Source organism: Cycloclasticus zancles 78-ME (assembly GCF_000442595.1).
Lineage (GTDB): Bacteria > Pseudomonadota > Gammaproteobacteria > Methylococcales > Cycloclasticaceae > Cycloclasticus > Cycloclasticus pugetii.
Genome location: NC_021917.1, coordinates 1267611 through 1282966 on the forward strand (window position 1 = coordinate 1267611; position 15356 = coordinate 1282966).

The 15356-nt window shown below is 40.8% G+C and carries 14 protein-coding genes; 5 read left to right on the top strand and 9 right to left on the bottom strand.

The window, feature by feature from the left end; genetic code table 11:
* The first annotated feature begins 24 nt into the window (after positions 1-24).
* From CYCME_RS06175 to clpA, 4 genes are all read left to right on the top strand, one after another.
* On the top strand, positions 25-1623 hold the full coding sequence (locus CYCME_RS06175; protein WP_015005973.1) for an isocitrate lyase: 1599 nt from the start codon (positions 25-27) through the stop codon (positions 1621-1623).
* 141 nt (positions 1624-1764) lie between these two features.
* Positions 1765-2328, top strand: coding sequence for a hypothetical protein (locus CYCME_RS06180; RefSeq protein WP_015005972.1), 564 nt, complete (start codon positions 1765-1767; stop codon positions 2326-2328).
* A 373-nt stretch (positions 2329-2701) separates the two neighbouring features.
* Positions 2702-3031, top strand: coding sequence for an ATP-dependent Clp protease adapter ClpS (gene clpS, locus CYCME_RS06185; RefSeq protein ID WP_015005971.1), 330 nt, complete (start codon positions 2702-2704; stop codon positions 3029-3031).
* Positions 3032-3034: 3 nt separating this feature from the next.
* Complete coding sequence (gene clpA / locus CYCME_RS06190) at positions 3035-5299, top strand: ATP-dependent Clp protease ATP-binding subunit ClpA (protein WP_015005970.1); 2265 nt, start codon at positions 3035-3037, stop codon at positions 5297-5299.
* 83 nt (positions 5300-5382) lie between these two features.
* Here clpA and infA read toward each other — a convergent pair whose 3' ends face one another.
* The 4 genes from infA to trxB form a co-directional block, all read right to left on the bottom strand.
* Positions 5383-5601, bottom strand: coding sequence for a translation initiation factor IF-1 (infA, locus tag CYCME_RS06195; RefSeq protein WP_015005969.1), 219 nt, complete (start codon positions 5599-5601; stop codon positions 5383-5385).
* Positions 5602-5695: 94 nt separating this feature from the next.
* On the bottom strand, positions 5696-6469 hold the full coding sequence (locus CYCME_RS06200) for an arginyltransferase (protein ID WP_015005968.1): 774 nt from the start codon (positions 6467-6469) through the stop codon (positions 5696-5698).
* Entirely contained in the window at positions 6466-7158 is a 693-nt protein-coding gene (gene aat, locus CYCME_RS06205; RefSeq protein ID WP_015005967.1) for a leucyl/phenylalanyl-tRNA--protein transferase, read from the bottom strand. The genes CYCME_RS06200 and aat overlap by 4 nt, the downstream gene beginning before the upstream one ends.
* 16 nt (positions 7159-7174) lie before the next feature.
* A complete protein-coding gene (gene trxB / locus CYCME_RS06210; protein WP_015005966.1) occupies positions 7175-8134 on the bottom strand; it encodes a thioredoxin-disulfide reductase in 960 nt (319 codons plus the stop codon).
* 133 nt (positions 8135-8267) lie between these two features.
* Between trxB and CYCME_RS06215 the strand changes: the two genes are divergently transcribed.
* Entirely contained in the window at positions 8268-9329 is a 1062-nt protein-coding gene (locus CYCME_RS06215) for an alanine dehydrogenase (RefSeq protein ID WP_020932450.1), read from the top strand.
* Positions 9330-9356: 27 nt separating this feature from the next.
* On the opposite strand, the gene CYCME_RS06220 is transcribed toward CYCME_RS06215, so the two are convergent.
* From CYCME_RS06220 to CYCME_RS06240, 5 genes are all read right to left on the bottom strand, one after another.
* Positions 9357-10355: a dihydrodipicolinate synthase family protein gene (locus CYCME_RS06220; protein ID WP_015005964.1), complete on the bottom strand. Its 999-nt coding sequence runs from the start codon at positions 10353-10355 to the stop codon at positions 9357-9359.
* A 291-nt stretch (positions 10356-10646) separates the two neighbouring features.
* Complete coding sequence (gene nhaD / locus CYCME_RS06225) at positions 10647-12083, bottom strand: sodium:proton antiporter NhaD (protein WP_020162169.1); 1437 nt, start codon at positions 12081-12083, stop codon at positions 10647-10649.
* Positions 12084-12232: 149 nt separating this feature from the next.
* Positions 12233-12793, bottom strand: a complete 561-nt coding sequence (locus CYCME_RS06230) for a CBS domain-containing protein (RefSeq protein ID WP_016390651.1) — start codon at positions 12791-12793, stop codon at positions 12233-12235.
* Between the two features lie 175 nt (positions 12794-12968).
* Positions 12969-13280, bottom strand: coding sequence for a hypothetical protein (locus tag CYCME_RS06235; RefSeq protein ID WP_015005961.1), 312 nt, complete (start codon positions 13278-13280; stop codon positions 12969-12971).
* A gap of 618 nt (positions 13281-13898) precedes the next feature.
* Positions 13899-15134, bottom strand: coding sequence for a tyrosine-type recombinase/integrase (locus CYCME_RS06240; RefSeq protein WP_020932452.1), 1236 nt, complete (start codon positions 15132-15134; stop codon positions 13899-13901).
* Between the last annotated feature and the right edge of the window lie 222 nt (positions 15135-15356).

The window sequence follows — 15356 nt, forward strand, 5'->3', positions numbered from 1 at the left end:
GTCATTAATTGAAAGGAGATCTAAATGTCATCTTATACAAATGATATAAATGCTGTTTCAGAGTTAGTCCAAGCTAAGGGAGATTCTTGGGCTGCCATTAACCCAGAATCTGTTGCACGTATGCGTGCACAGAACAAATTTAAAACGGGCCTTGATATCGCGCAATATACCGCTGATATTATGAATGCAGACATGGCGGCCTTCGATGCAGACAACACGCTATACACACAATCATTAGGTTGCTGGCACGGTTTTATTGGCCAACAAAAAATGATTTCTATTAAGAAGCACTTTGGTGGCAAGACGGATCGCCGTTACCTTTACCTTTCTGGTTGGATGGTGGCGGCCTTACGCTCTGAGTTTGGTCCTTTACCCGATCAATCAATGCATGAAAAAACCGCGGTTGCTTCATTAGTCGAAGAGCTTTATACATTTCTTCGGCAGGCTGACGCGCGTGAATTAGGTGGCCTGTTTCGTCAATTAGATACGGCTCGCGAAGCAGGTGATGAGGCTACAGTCGAACAAATCCAAGAAGAAATTGATAATCATGTGACCCACGTTGTGCCGATTGTTGCTGATATTGATGCGGGCTTTGGTAATGCGGAAGCGACTTATTTAATGGCCAAACAAATGATTGAAGCGGGGGCCTGTTGTTTACAAATTGAAAACCAGGTGGCGGATGAAAAACAATGTGGTCACCAAGATGGCAAAGTCACGGTTCCTCATGCTGATTTTCATGCCAAAATTCGTGCATTACGTCACGCATTTCTAGAATTGGGTATCGACAATGGGCTAATTGTTGCTCGTACAGATTCTGAAGGTGCTGGCCTAACCAAAGAAATCGCGGTGGTTAAAGAGCCTGGTGACCAAGGCGATCAATACAATTCTTTCTTAGATGTTGAAGAAATTGACGTAGCTGATATGGCTGAAGGTGACGTATGTTTTAATCGTGACGGTAAACTTGTTCGCCCTAAGCGCTTACCTTCTGGTCTATACCAATTTCGTCAAGGTACTGGTCCTGAACGTTGCGTATTTGACTCAATCGAAGCTATTAAAGCGGGTGCCGATCTTCTTTGGATTGAAACGGCAACACCAAGCGTTAAAGACATTGCAGACATGATGAACGAAGTACGTAAAGAGATTCCTAATGCGAAGTTAGTGTACAACAATAGCCCATCATTCAACTGGACGCTTAATTTCCGTCAACAGGCTTACGATCGATGGGTCGAAGAGGGTAAGGATGTATCGGCTTACGACCGAGAAGATCTGATGAATGCTAAATATGATGCAACGGAATTGGCTGCCGATGCAGACGATAAAATTCGCACGTTCCAAGCTGACTCGTCTCGAGAAGCAAATATCTTTCATCACTTGATTACATTGCCGACGTACCACACAGCCGCATTGTCTACAGATAACTTGGCTAAAGAGTATTTCGGTGAGGCTGGAATGCTAGGCTATGTAAGGGACGTACAGCGAAAAGAAATTCGTCAGGGTATTGCCTGTGTTAAACATCAAAATATGTCGGGATCAGACATGGGCGATGACCACAAAGAATATTTTGCAGGTGAAAATGCACTGAAAGCGGGTGGCGCGAAAAACACCTCCAATCAGTTTTCTTAAATACCTAGAGAGATGCGTTAGCTAAGCGTATTTGTTGAAACTTATGTACTTTAAAGGCGGCTTTTTCTACTGAAGTCGCCTTTTTATTTGGCTGAGTTTAAAATTCGACGTAAGGTTAGTATAGATAGAAAGGACCATTAAATGCGTGAGATACCCCATTATTTAAAAGATGCCAACATGCTTCTAAGCAGAAACGGTTTTATTACTAGTCATGTTTGGTATCACGGTACCTCCTCATCTTTAGTTGACTCTATTTTGTCTGCTGGCTTAAAACGTTCAGGTGATCACCTTATGAACGAAGCAGCAAAGAGCACCATGGCGACTATTGGAAATACTTATCGTGAAACGACTGAACCAGTTTTTTTAACACCCAGTAAAGAACTGGCCTATTACTGGGCTCAGCAAACTGTACGCCGTAGACGTTTACGGGTTGACGTTGAAGAATCGCCGGTTGTTTTTGCTATTGCATTAACGCAAGAACAACATCAAGCTGTTCGCCCTGATGTTGGCGCAGCCAGTTTGTTAATGATTAAGGACGGGCAGGACTACCTTGAGTATGTTGCCGCGCTTTATCAACACTGTCAGGCCGGAGAACTGCGTATAGAGTTGAAGAACGCACCTCGTTTAGACTATTTAAATAAGCTCGGAATGGCCTATATTAATGAAGATATTAAGGCAGACTTTATTTCATTGGTGTCTGAGTGAAAAAAAGGGTTGAAGCGATTAATAGGCCTAAATAGTGTGCTGTAGGAGTTATCAGTACATGTGTTTATAAAATTAAGTTGAGCTGTTTTTTCTAAAGCATAAGGTGTTATAAACACAAGCAGTGCACTTATGTGAACGTGCGGATGATTTAAGTTAACTTGAAAAATCATTTCACAGGCACCATTTAGTAAGTTAACTGGAGTTTGTAGCAATAAAATATAGTGGTGTTAAAAGGCTGTTCAGATTTGAAGCAGATGGTATACCATTGCTCAACGGCCTGATGAAAAAGTCTATCTATTTAGTTCGACTATATAGAACAAGATGATGTTTTTTCTGTCAAAATGACATAACTTAATTTTAATTATTGAAACGTATGCCTGATTTACCTTTTGAAGATGACCAAGACGACGGCAATTTAGCTGTTCAAGAATCAAAACCGAAGTTGCAAAAGCCGCCGATGTATAAGGTGTTGTTGTTAAATGATGATTTCACGCCAATGGATTTTGTGGTGTCTATTTTGCAAACAATTTTTTATAAAGATAAAGAAGAGGCCGTTAGAATCACCATGAATGTGCATACTAGTGGTATTGGTGTATGTGGTATTTATACTAAAGATATAGCGGAAACAAAAGTGCAACAGGTCATAGCGCATTCTCAAGAGAACCAGCATCCTTTGCAGTGCACATTAGAAGAAGTGGAGTGAACAATGCTTAACAAAGAGTTAGAACAGTCATTAAACGATGCGTTTAAACAAGCGCATGAGAAACGTCACGAATTTATAACAGTAGAACACTTGCTGTTAGCGATGATGAGTAATAAGTCTGCGTGTGAAGTGTTTGAAGCATCTGGTGGCAATGTAGAGGCAATGACCAGTGATCTTGAGGCATATTTAGAAGAGTCTACGCCGATTATTCCAAGTGATGTCGAACGTGAAACTCAACCGACACTAGGTTTTCAGCGGGTTCTTCAGCGAGCGGTATTTCATGTTCAGTCGTCCGGTAAAAAAGAAGTGACTGGTGCGAATGTACTGGTGGCTATATTTAGCGAACAAGATTCACAAGCGGTATATTTAATGAGCCGCCAAAATGTGACTCGGCTTGATGTGGTTAATTTTATATCTCATGGTATTGCAAGAATTGAAGAGGACGACATGTCTGACTTTGAGGAAGTTCCTGCATCAGAGGGAGAAGAGGCTTCAAATGATCCACTAACAAAGTATGCAGTTAATTTGAATGAACAAGCGAAACTTGGAAAAATTGATCCCTTAATTGGCCGTGAAAAAGAGTTAGAACGTACGATTCAAACCCTATGTCGGCGTCGTAAAAATAATCCTTTATTGGTTGGTGAGGCAGGCGTTGGTAAAACAGCAATTGCGGAAGGCCTAGCGTTAAAGATTGTTGAGGGTAATGTTCCTGAAGTACTTGAAGAAACCACTATTTATTCATTAGATATGGGCACATTAGTTGCCGGAACAAAATACCGAGGCGATTTTGAGAAACGACTAAAAGGTTTGGTCAATCAACTTAAAAAACAAGAAAAAAGCATACTATTTATTGACGAAATACATACTATCATTGGAGCAGGTTCTGCCTCAGGTAGTGTGATGGACGCTTCAAACATGATCAAACCAGCTTTGGCATCGGGTGAGTTGCGCTGTATTGGTTCTACTACCTATAAAGAATTCCGCGGTATTTTTGAAAAAGATCATGCCTTAGCAAGACGTTTTCAGAAAATTGATGTCAATGAGCCATCAGTTGACGATACTATTCGTATCTTAAAAGGCTTAAAACCACGTTATGAGGAACATCATAATATTGAATACAGCGCTGAAAGTATCGAAACGGCAGCTAAATTAGCAGACCGTTATCTCAATGATAGGTTTTTACCGGATAAAGCAATTGATGTTATTGATGAAGCTGGCGCAAAACAGCGTTTGTTGCCTGAAGCGGATCGGCCACCGGTGATCTTAACTAGCGATATCGAAAAAATCATTGCTCAAATTGCGAGAATTCCTGAGAAAAGCATTTCATCTCAAGATAAAGACAAGCTGAAGGACTTGGCGCGCCATCTTAAAATGGTTGTTTTCGGCCAAGATGAAGCGATTGAGAAACTGTCTGATGCTGTTATTTTAAGTCGAGCTGGGCTTGGCCAAGAAGAAAGAACCATAGGGTCATTTTTATTCGCTGGTCCTACGGGTGTAGGTAAAACAGAAGTGACCAATCAACTAGCCAAAATAATGGGTGTCGATTTAATTCGCTTTGATATGTCAGAGTACATGGAGCGTCATACGGTCTCTCGTTTGATCGGTTCACCCCCAGGTTATGTTGGCTATGATCAAGGTGGCTTACTAACAGAGGAAGTGAACAAGCACCCGTATGCAATTTTGTTGCTTGATGAAATTGAAAAAGCCCATCCTGATATCTTTAATTTATTACTGCAAATTATGGATCACGGCACGTTAACAGATAATAACGGCAGAAAAGCAGACTTTAGAAACATCATGTTAGTGATGACGACGAATGCTGGCGCGCAAGAAGCGAGTCGTGCCTCAATTGGTTTTACTGAACAAGAGCACTCATCAGATAGTATGCAAGTGATTGAAAAGTCATTTTCACCAGAATTTAGAAATAGACTCGATGCGGTTGTTCAATTTAAATCACTAGACGAAGACACCATTATTCATGTGGTAGACAAGTTTATATTTGAACTAGAGTCTCAATTACATGATAAGAATGTATCGTTAACATTGGAGCCGGAAGCACGTAGTTGGTTAGCGAAAAAAGGCTACGATCCTAAAATGGGCGCAAGACCGATGGAACGTACTGTGCAAGAACATATCAAAAAACCATTGGCTAACGAACTGTTATTTGGTCGATTAACCAACGGCGGAACAGTGAAGGTTTACGTAAAGGATAATAAGATTGATTTTATTATCACAGAAGCAACGAAAGACTTAATTGAGCAGCGTTAATAACGCTTACCAAATGATAAGGTTCTGATCGGGTATGAGTTAACGGGGTGTGTCCCCGTTAAGTAATACGTATAGAGTGATGCTTATTTAACTCGGTAGGTGATTCGGCCTTTTGTTAAATCGTATGGTGTCATTTCTACTTTAACGCGGTCACCCGTTAAAATACGAATATAGTGCTTACGCATTTTTCCTGAGATATGCGCTGTGATAATGTGACCATTTTCCAACTCAACACGAAACATTGTATTTGGTAGCGTATCTTTTACTACGCCTTCCATTTCAATTTGATCTTCTTTTGCCATGATTTCCTTTAAAAAATAATAAACTAAACACTTGATTAACAAGCTAATGCGGCGCGATTTTACACTATTTGAGCGGTGTTAAGTACGAATTGGTTTAAAAAGTTATTGGGGAGTCCAAAGATGCGCTTTGATCGGGTAGCTCATCATCTTTAGTGTAACGACGCCATTTTCCTTCAATTAACATCTCAAGGGGCATGAAATTAGTTTTATAAGCCATTTTTACTGAATTTTTTATGTAATACCCAAGGTATAAATGCCTTTTCCCGCGGTTTTGAGTGGCCTTGATCTGCTGCAAAATTGAAAAGGTCCCCAGACTTCTAGCTGAGTATTCTGGGTCGAAGAAAGTATAAACTGCAGAGAGGGCATCACCAAAAATATCTGTTACTGAAACAGCTAATAGTTTTTCACCCAAACGGGTTTCAAACATCAAACTGTTACCAAATGATTGACATAAAAACTCTTCGTATTCATTTTCACCGAAACTTTCCATAGAGCCACCAGGGTGTTTAAAAGCTTGGTATCGGCAGTATAGCTCGTAGTGTTCTGTTGAGAAAATAGATTGCACAGAGCTAACGCTTAGGTCTTTATTTTTTGTTAACACTCTTCGTTGGCTTTTTGATGCGTTAAATGTTTGTACATCCACTCTCGAAGAAATGCAGGCACGACAACTAGGGCAGTGTGGGCGATATGTATGTTGTCCGCTTCGCCTAAAACCGATGCTAATAAGGTATTCGTAAATGCTAGGTGTTACTGTGACATCAGGCGAAATAAAAATATTTTGTGATTGTCGATCCGTTAAGTAATCACACGCTTGTGGTGTTGATATATAGAGTTGTAACTGTCTGCCAGCTGGGGAGGGTGAGCTCATGAAAGTAACCACGCGTTTGTCGACGGTTTTTTTAGACAATAAACTGCAAGTTGTTCAGCAAATTCTTTTCTCGGTATGGTTGATGCGCCCAATCGCTCTAGATGGTCAGAGTGGACTTGGCAATCTATCAGCTGAAACTCCCATTGACTTAACTGTTTGCATAAAAAAGCAAACCCCACTTTGGATGCGTTATCTAACCGGCTGAACATTGATTCGCCAAAAAAAACCTGCCCAATGCTGACACCATAAAGACCACCAACTAGTTTTTCGTCCGCCCAAACTTCAACTGAATGAGCGTGACCTAAAGTAAACAGAGTTTGATAAGCATCAATCATTGAATCGGTAATCCAAGTGCCTTGTTGATCCTTTCGACTCGTAGAGCAGGCCACGATGACCTCATTAAATGCCTTGTCAACGGTGCAGCTATATAAATTTTTATTGATACATTTTTTCAGGCTGCGAGAAATATGTAGATCATCCGGTTTTAAAACTAACCGAGGGTCAGGTGACCACCAAAGAATAGGCTGATCTTCATCAAACCAAGGAAAGATACCGCAACGGTAGGCATTTAGTAAGCGCTGGGGGTTTAAAGTTCCCCCAGCTGCTAGTAAGCCATTTGGCTCCTCTAATGCGTAATCTAGAGAAGGAAATGGTTCAGCATCATTTTCTATATCTAACCAGTGGAGCATGATAGATTACAGATCTTTATGCATCCTCTAAAGCATCAAGAAAACGCTCGGCGTCAAGCGCAGCCATACAACCAGAGCCTGCCGATGTAATGGCTTGCCTGTATATAGAGTCAGCGACATCCCCAGCGGCAAAAATACCTGGAATACTGGTTTGTGTTGCATTGCCTGAGCTGCCACGTTCAGTATGTAAGTACCCATGAGACATATCTAATTGGCCGTCAAAAATTTGAGTGTTAGGTGAATGACCGATGGCAATAAAAACACCTTCAAGGTCAATCTCTTTCGTACTATTATCTTGAGTGTTTTTAATGCGAATACCCGTGACACCCATATCGTCGCCGAGTACTTCATCTAATTGGTTAAACCATTCGACTGAAATATTACCATCGGCCACTTTTTTCATTAATTTATCGGATAAGATTTTTTCTGAACGAAATGAGTCACGTCGATGAATAACTGTAACGTGTTCTGCAATGTTAGATAAGTAAAGTGCCTCTTCAACGGCAGTATTGCCGCCGCCGATAACAGCAACACGTTGGTTCTTATAGAAAAAACCATCACAGGTGGCACATGCTGAAACACCTTTTCCTTTAAATGCTTCTTCAGACGGTAAGCCTAAATATTTTGCAGAAGCACCGGTGGCGATTATTAAGGCATCGCAAGTGTATGTGCCTGCATCGCCCTTTAAAGTGAATGGGCGTTGTTGTAATTCGGTAGTATGGATATGGTCAAACTGAATTTTTGTATCGAAGCGTTCAGCGTGTTGCTTCATTCTTTCCATCAAAGCTGGGCCTTGCAAGCCTTCTACATCACCAGGCCAATTATCAACTTCAGTAGTTGTCATCAGTTGGCCGCCTTGTTCAATACCGGTGATTAATAAGGGGTTTAGGTTGGCTCTAGCAGCATATACAGCAGCTGTGTAACCTGCAGGGCCGGACCCTAAAATAATTAATCGATGATGTGAGTTGTCGCTCATAAGTGGCTCCTAAATAACTGTGTTTAAACTATGCTTATACCCAAGGGGGTATGTTTGAAAATGAGCGCTGGCTCATTTAATTTAATTTTAAAGCGCTGTAGTATGGCGATAAGATCTAACTAGGTAAAGTATTATGCTGATGAATATTGGTATTCCAAAAGAGATTAAAACAGCTGAAGGGCGTGTTGCATTAACGCCAATGGCTTGTCAGGAACTCATTGCGAAGGGGCACCGCCTTTATATTGAACATCAGGCTGGTGTTTTAAGCGGCTTTGATGATGACCAATATAGGCAAGTTGGTGTGATTGTTTGCCCTACAGCGCAAACGCTTTATAAGGCAGGCGATTTAATTGTAAAGGTAAAAGAGCCGCAAGAGGGGGACCTTCAATATTTAACACCTAATCACCTTCTTTTTTGTTTTCTTCACCTTGCTGCGAACGAAGAACTAGCGAGTAAATTATCAAAAATAGGCCTGACGGCTGTTGGTTTTGAATCGGTGCGAGATAATAAACAGCTGCCAATCCTTAAACCCATGAGTGAAATAGCCGGAAAACTATCTGTTCAGATAGGTGCTACTTTATTACATCAATACCGCGGTGGTTCTGGTTTATTGTTAGGCGGTTTGCAAGACGATGGTGTCGAAAAAGGGCAAGTATTGGTACTTGGGGCTGGTTCTGCTGGAAGGCAAGCAGCCTTATTAGCAAGAAATATAGGCGCGAAAGTGTCTGTTTATGATAAGTCACTTGAGGCACTTGCATCAGTCACTCAACTGGATCCTTTAATTAACCCTATAAATAATCAAGAGGAATGTTTGTCGTTAATGGCTACCACAAACTTGTTAGTGGCTGCTTTGCATGTTCCCGGGAAGAAAGCGCCGCATTTTATTAACCGTTCCCATTTAAAATTAATGATGGAAGGTTCTGTCATTGTGGATATTTCAGTGGATCAAGGGGGATGTGTTGAAACAACTCGTCCGACAACGTATAACGAACCGACTTTTGTAGAGGAGGGAGTTACTCACTTTTGTGTGGCTAATATGCCAGGAGCTGTACCTAGAACGGCTACGCAAGCTCTTTCAGAAGTGTTACCCGCATATATTCATCGATTTGCACAAGAAGAGTGGTCTGAACGAGATGCGGTTATGAAATCGGCCATTAATGTCAAAGCAGGAAAAGTACTTATTGACCTGCTTTAGACATTAATGACGAGATCAATATTTTACTTAAAGCGTGCCTTCAAGTAATTTTTTATTTAACTCAGCCCAACCTGTACCAGATTTAGCAGCGCCTTCTAAATAGTGCTCTGGTGCTGTCATGTAAGGAGGGCGGCATGGACCTGCTTTCATCCAACCAGCTGCATTAATACGCGCTTTTTCTAACTGAATGTTATATTTAGAAAATTCAGCAAAGCCTCCAGGAGGGAATAAGCTAGACAGTGCTAATGCCATTTGTGGGTAAAGCTCGTCTGGTCTACTCCAGTCACCTGTTTTAGCCGCTTCTCTAACACTGTCACGCCAATGAATGGTTAGCTCAGGGCCTGTACAAGCAAGTGGTGACCAAAAAGCAGTGTTGAATTCTGGATCCATTTTAGCAGCATCTGCGTGATCGATTTCTAGTGGCAAAAATCTAATTTGCTTTTTTGAAACCATCGTGTGCAAGTGTAGTTGACCAATATTTATGTACTTGCAAGTGATGACTTGTGGAATGTTAGCAACTTGAGCCCAAAATGGAGCTGGGAAATCAAATTTAAATGCTTCTGGGTTAGCGTAAATAGCGATTGCCATTTCAGGCACAGCTTCAGCAACATCTTGATAGAAACGAACAGCTGCAGGTACATCAATTTGCTGCCACATTGGTAAGCCTAACATTGTTCCGTCAGCACCAATATCTCGTGCATGACGTAATTGACGAATAGTCTCGCGAGTATTCATTGTTGTAACACCAACAAAGATAGGTACTCGTCCGGCTGAAGTTTCAACCATGACTTCCATCATTTTTTTCTTTTCTTCCCAAGTAAGGGTAGCGCCTTCTCCAAAAGTTCCTTGACTCATGATGGCGTCAACACCAGATTCAATAAGGCCGTCAACAGCTCTAGCGATTTCGTCATAATCAACGCTGTCTTCTGTTTGCCATTGATCACCAGTTTCTATCGCTGGTGTAGGAATGATTGCCCACGCACCATTCACATCTTCTACTGTTAACCTGTCTTGTCTTCTAGCCATAATTATGTCCACCTATTTGTTATTTTTAAAATAAATATGAGAGCGAGAATTGTATATTGATAACATTTTATATACCAAGGACTTTTATCAGTTTTTTCTTATATACAACATGAACCTGACAGTCGAGGTATTTAATACGCATTTTAATTTTATTCTAACTGTATAAAAATCTTAATATTATTTATTAAAGTGCGCAAAAAAATTAATAAATTGGGCCTAAGCGGTGACTCCATGGGATTAATTAATCGAATGTTTTATATTAAGCTTTAGCTATTTTATAGAACATGTTATTTAAAAAAGCCCCGCGTTGATCCACATATGCACATAAATACTGGCAGCGTAACCGAGAGCGATAACAGGTGCCCATTTAAGGTGTGAAGCAAATGTATAGATACCACGTGCTTGCCCCATTAGGGCAACACCTGCAGCAGAGCCAATTGATAATAAGCTTCCTCCAACTCCAGCGGTTAATGTAACCAGTAACCATTGACCTTGAGACATATCGGGCGACATGGTTAAAACGGCAAACATCACTGGAATGTTGTCGACAATGGCAGACATAAGGCCCAGTAATACATTTGCGGTAGTTGGTCCTAGGTCGCCATAGATGAATTCGGAAGCCAGACCTAGGTAGCCAAGAAAGCCTAACCCTCCTACCGCCATGATCACACCATAGAAGAAGAATAGGGTGTCCCATTCAGCGCCTGCAACCTTGTCGAAAACATCAAATTCACGAAAATCAGTCTGTGCGTTATCTTTACTGCCTTCTTGAAACCTTTCTTCAAAACCTGGTGAGTTTCGTGAATGCTCGCTAATTTTAAGGTAATAACTAAAAAATTTGAGGTAGGCTAAACCGGTCATCATGCCAATGGCAGGAGGTAGGTGCAGGAAGTTATGAAAGCAGACAGCGGTCAAAATGGTTAATGCAAAAAGCATAACAATAGTTAGACCGCCTCGTTTAATAAGCAATGTTTCATTATCATCGACAGAGTTAGGCATTCCAGCAGGGATGAAAGCACTCATAATGGCTGCGGGTACTAAATAATTTACCAGTGATGGTATAAAAAGATTAAAGAATTCAGTAAATTGAAGTAAGCCTTTTTGCCACACCATTAACGTGGTGATGTCGCCGAACGGGCTGAACGCACCACCTGCGTTTGCACCAACAACGATGCTGATGCAGGAAATAGACACAAATTTAGGAGCGTTTTTGCCAACGGTAAGCACAACAGTACACATGATAAGTGCCGTTGTTAGATTGTCTGCCACCGGTGATATAAAGAAGGCTAGGGTACCGGTTAACCAGAATAGGTTTTTATAACTGAAGCCTTTATCAATTAACCAGCCACGGAGCGCATCAAATACTTTGCGCTCTATCATCGCGTTTATATAGGTCATTGCTACCAATAAAAAGAAGAATAATTCGGCATATTCAAGAAAGTTATGGCGTAAGGCGATTTCTGCAGCATGATCATACCCATGGGTCTTGTATGCGATTGCGATCATGATCCAGATGAGCCCAGCAGCCAATAAGACCGGTTTGGATTTACGTAAGTGAAGTTGCTCTTCAAAGATCACTAGTGTGTAGGCGAGAGCAAAAACTAATAATGATAAATATCCAACTATAGTGGATGTAAGGTCTATCGGTTGGTAAGTAGCTGAGGAGGACCATGCAAGGCAGGGGGTTATTAGCAGCAGTAAAGCGGCTAGTATCATAAGTATTTTCATCTAAAGTGCTCCTTATTATTAGCACTGTGTTAAAAATGCTAAAAAAATTATCGAGTATGAAACGAAATGAACGTAGATATCTGTTCTATTAAGGTAAAGGTTCCCACGATTGATCGTGGGAACCCAGCCTCACCGTTATAAGGTTTAATTTAATGTTGAATGGCCTTAAAAATCCCAACAAAACTGGAGTCACTTTTAATGTTTATCTGTAATTGAAGTGATCTAGCAATGTCGCTGGCTGAAATGATTCCTCGAATTTTGTGATGCTTATGGTCCACAACCAGGCAGTGTCGGTAACCGCTGTTTTTAAGGCTACCAATAACATCTTTAATAGAGGCGTGTGCCAGATCCGAATAATCAAAAGACTTTAATTTATTTCTCGGTCTCATAAAGTCAGTAACAGACAGTTCTTCTCTGTTTTCACCTTTAGATACACGCTTAAGTATTTCCCGGCTATTTAAGTCCTCTAGGCTAACGACACCTAATAAATGATTGTTACTATTAACAACAAACTTTAAGCGAACATGTTCTGTTTGCATGAGTTTTTCAGCATCTATGGCAGACATAGAGGAGTTTATAACCATCGGTTGGGTTTTTTCAAAATCGGTGAAGATTTCGAGCGCTGGTGACTTCAAGCTAATTTGTTTGTTTAGCTCTGGCCAAGCTAATTCATCGAAGGGAGTAGTATCGTAAAATGCTAAGTCTTTCATCGTTGTGCTCTCCGGTTTTTAAATGATATGCCATGGGAAGGCAGAAAATGACTTTAAGGGAGGCGTGTTGTCTTACAGTATTGCATAGCTTGTGACGGCTATTGCGAATACGCAGCTATTAGGCAGCCCTTAAAAAATAGTTGTTTTTGACCAGAAAAGTCTAGTCTGTATAACGTTAGCCGATGAAGGAGGGAGGGGCGCGGATAGAAAATTTGCCAGCAATATTATGTGCTGAAACGTAAATAGGGTGTGAACGGTCGCTATGAGTAGCGTGTTTTTTGTTGTGATAGACGTGCGTTGATAAAAAATCATCAACGTTATCAAAAGGATTGTTTTCATCTGATAACTCAAACTCTACAAGCGAAGAGGCAGGCTTAAAAGAGCTGTCTGAATATAGGTGCTGTGTATCACCTAGAGCCGCCGATGAGACGGCGATCAGTGTTAAAGACAGAAAAAATAGACCTATCTTTGATTTCTTAATTAACATGAGGAATCTGATGAGGTTAGTCCAACTTAAATTAATGGCCAGTGCGTGTAGATTGCCTAATAAGGAATATTGCTGAAGGTTAATGATATTGTCAATGGAATTTGTATAAAAACCTTTGTTGTTCGTAGAGCCTGCTGTTTACATAAAGAAAAGAATAATTAGCTCCCAGTCGCCATTAAAATCGATTTATCGCATTCGGTTGATGACTGGATCGGCTTTCAGTTTATTGATGATGAACTGGTTACACCTGAAAATGAGTTTGTCACGCTGGGTAAAATTCGCGCTCATTAATACCTTAATCTTAATGTGATGATTGATTTTAGAGCTGACGAGAACACCAAGCTAAAAGAAGATATCGAACGTTTAACGTCGCCTAAAGCATTTTTATATAACTGGAAAAGTTTTCCATAGCATCTGAAGAGTACACGCTGTAATCCTTAGCTTTAATGATATTGCCGAATATCATACTTCGTATAATGTATATTATGTTAAATTAATACCTAAACGACAGTTGAAAATTAAGAGGATTAATGAATTTAGGACCTCACTTTACGGTGTCCGACAATATTGGGAGAAAAACAGCCCTAGGATCACTTTAACCAATTGATATACTTATCATTATACCTCTCGGTTTTTCCCACTTTCAGCACGTTTTCGGTCTTCTGACTGCACATACACGGTATCAGTAGTCGCCATGCTGGAGTGACCTAAATCCTCTGACAAGTCTTTTAAGGCGCGACCTCGTTCAATTTCTAAACTCGCACCTGTATGGCGCAGCCAATGAGTTGAGACCTCTCTGAATTTGCGGGCTATTTCTTCGCCTTGTTGCTTTTTCATCGTTTCGTATGCGTGGTCAAAGACCTCTTGTACCAATCGAGATAACTGGCGAGCTGTCATACCACCACTACCACGAAGCTTTTCCACGATGGGATGCTTTTCGCCATCTAAGGGTAAACTGCTCATGCCTCGATACAAGCGGTACCGCTTTAGGTAAGGCATAAAGCTTGACGGCACGGTGATATCACGTAATTTGCGGCCTTTACCATAGACTTTTAGCCACCAATTTTTGTCAGTATCCTCCCAAAAGTGGCCCATAACGGGTATCCAGTCAGGACGTTCTGAAAACTCAGAAATTCTTAAAAAGAGGGTTTTTAAAGCAGCAATCAAGAACAAATTACGCTCAAAGCGTGAATTATCGTCTGCCATGGCCGTTACGGTCTCTAGTAGAAATAACCATTGTTCTTCAGAGAGTCGTTTTACATCTTTAACCTGAGCATCTTTGATAAAGTGGCGACAGTCCTTTTTTGCTAATTGAGCCGGGTTCCCAACACAATATTCCTCATCCATCAGGTATTTATAAAAAGCAATAATGGCCGTAAAGGTGGCTCTTAAGGTCTGCTGAGATGGTCTGTACTTTTTCTTATCAGGCGTAGAGTTATCGCCTTTAGAAACAACCAGCCGATAAGGCGACCAAGCTTTATTTTGTATATAAGTGCCATCACCCTTAGGCTGGAACTTATCGTGGTTTGTTAAACTGATCCAGGTTTGTGGTGGTTTCCAACAGAAATCAGCATAGTCTAGAATATCCGTTTTACGAAACTCATCACAGGGACTTTCTTTAATGACGAAGCTCCACAACAGGAACTTTTCGATTTCAGATCGAAACCGTGTATAGGTGTGTTGAGATTTGTTGCGACCAATGTAGGATAAAAATTCTTGTCCCCACAACCAGCTTTGTTTACGCCAATCAGGGCCTGATGCTAGAAAAGATGACAGCTCAGGAAATTCATCCAGTGGAATATCTTTAAGTTCTTTAAAGGTTGGATACAGTGCTACAGGCTTGTGTATGGCCATGATTCACCCAGAAATTGTTTTTATGAGTATATAAGGCTTACCTCGCTATGTCCAATACTAAACCGTATTGGACATAGTGAATGTTTTGTCATCTATGTTATTAGCGTCACACGATGGCTGTTGTCCTCTCAATCTTGTCGAACACCAAAACTTGGACTTGCATTTAAAATCAATATTGGCAACGTATGTTCTTATTTCTTCGCTCATTACCCTTTCTCCTGT

Coding starts and splice junctions, on each gene's coding strand:
- CYCME_RS06175 (WP_015005973.1), top strand. CDS start 25: ATGTCATCTTATACAAATGATATAAATGCTGTTTCAGAGTTAGTCCAA.
- CYCME_RS06240 (WP_020932452.1), bottom strand. CDS start 15,134: ATGGCCATACACAAGCCTGTAGCACTGTATCCAACCTTTAAAGAACTT.
- aat (WP_015005967.1), bottom strand. CDS start 7,158: ATGCTCCACTGGTTAGATATAGAAAATGATGCTGAACCATTTCCTTCT.
- CYCME_RS06235 (WP_015005961.1), bottom strand. CDS start 13,280: ATGTTAATTAAGAAATCAAAGATAGGTCTATTTTTTCTGTCTTTAACA.
- CYCME_RS06230 (WP_016390651.1), bottom strand. CDS start 12,793: ATGAAAGACTTAGCATTTTACGATACTACTCCCTTCGATGAATTAGCT.
- clpA (WP_015005970.1), top strand. CDS start 3,035: ATGCTTAACAAAGAGTTAGAACAGTCATTAAACGATGCGTTTAAACAA.
- trxB (WP_015005966.1), bottom strand. CDS start 8,134: ATGAGCGACAACTCACATCATCGATTAATTATTTTAGGGTCCGGCCCT.
- infA (WP_015005969.1), bottom strand. CDS start 5,601: ATGGCAAAAGAAGATCAAATTGAAATGGAAGGCGTAGTAAAAGATACG.
- nhaD (WP_020162169.1), bottom strand. CDS start 12,083: ATGAAAATACTTATGATACTAGCCGCTTTACTGCTGCTAATAACCCCC.
- CYCME_RS06215 (WP_020932450.1), top strand. CDS start 8,268: ATGCTGATGAATATTGGTATTCCAAAAGAGATTAAAACAGCTGAAGGG.
- clpS (WP_015005971.1), top strand. CDS start 2,702: ATGCCTGATTTACCTTTTGAAGATGACCAAGACGACGGCAATTTAGCT.
- CYCME_RS06220 (WP_015005964.1), bottom strand. CDS start 10,355: ATGGCTAGAAGACAAGACAGGTTAACAGTAGAAGATGTGAATGGTGCG.
- CYCME_RS06180 (WP_015005972.1), top strand. CDS start 1,765: ATGCGTGAGATACCCCATTATTTAAAAGATGCCAACATGCTTCTAAGC.
- CYCME_RS06200 (WP_015005968.1), bottom strand. CDS start 6,469: ATGAGCTCACCCTCCCCAGCTGGCAGACAGTTACAACTCTATATATCA.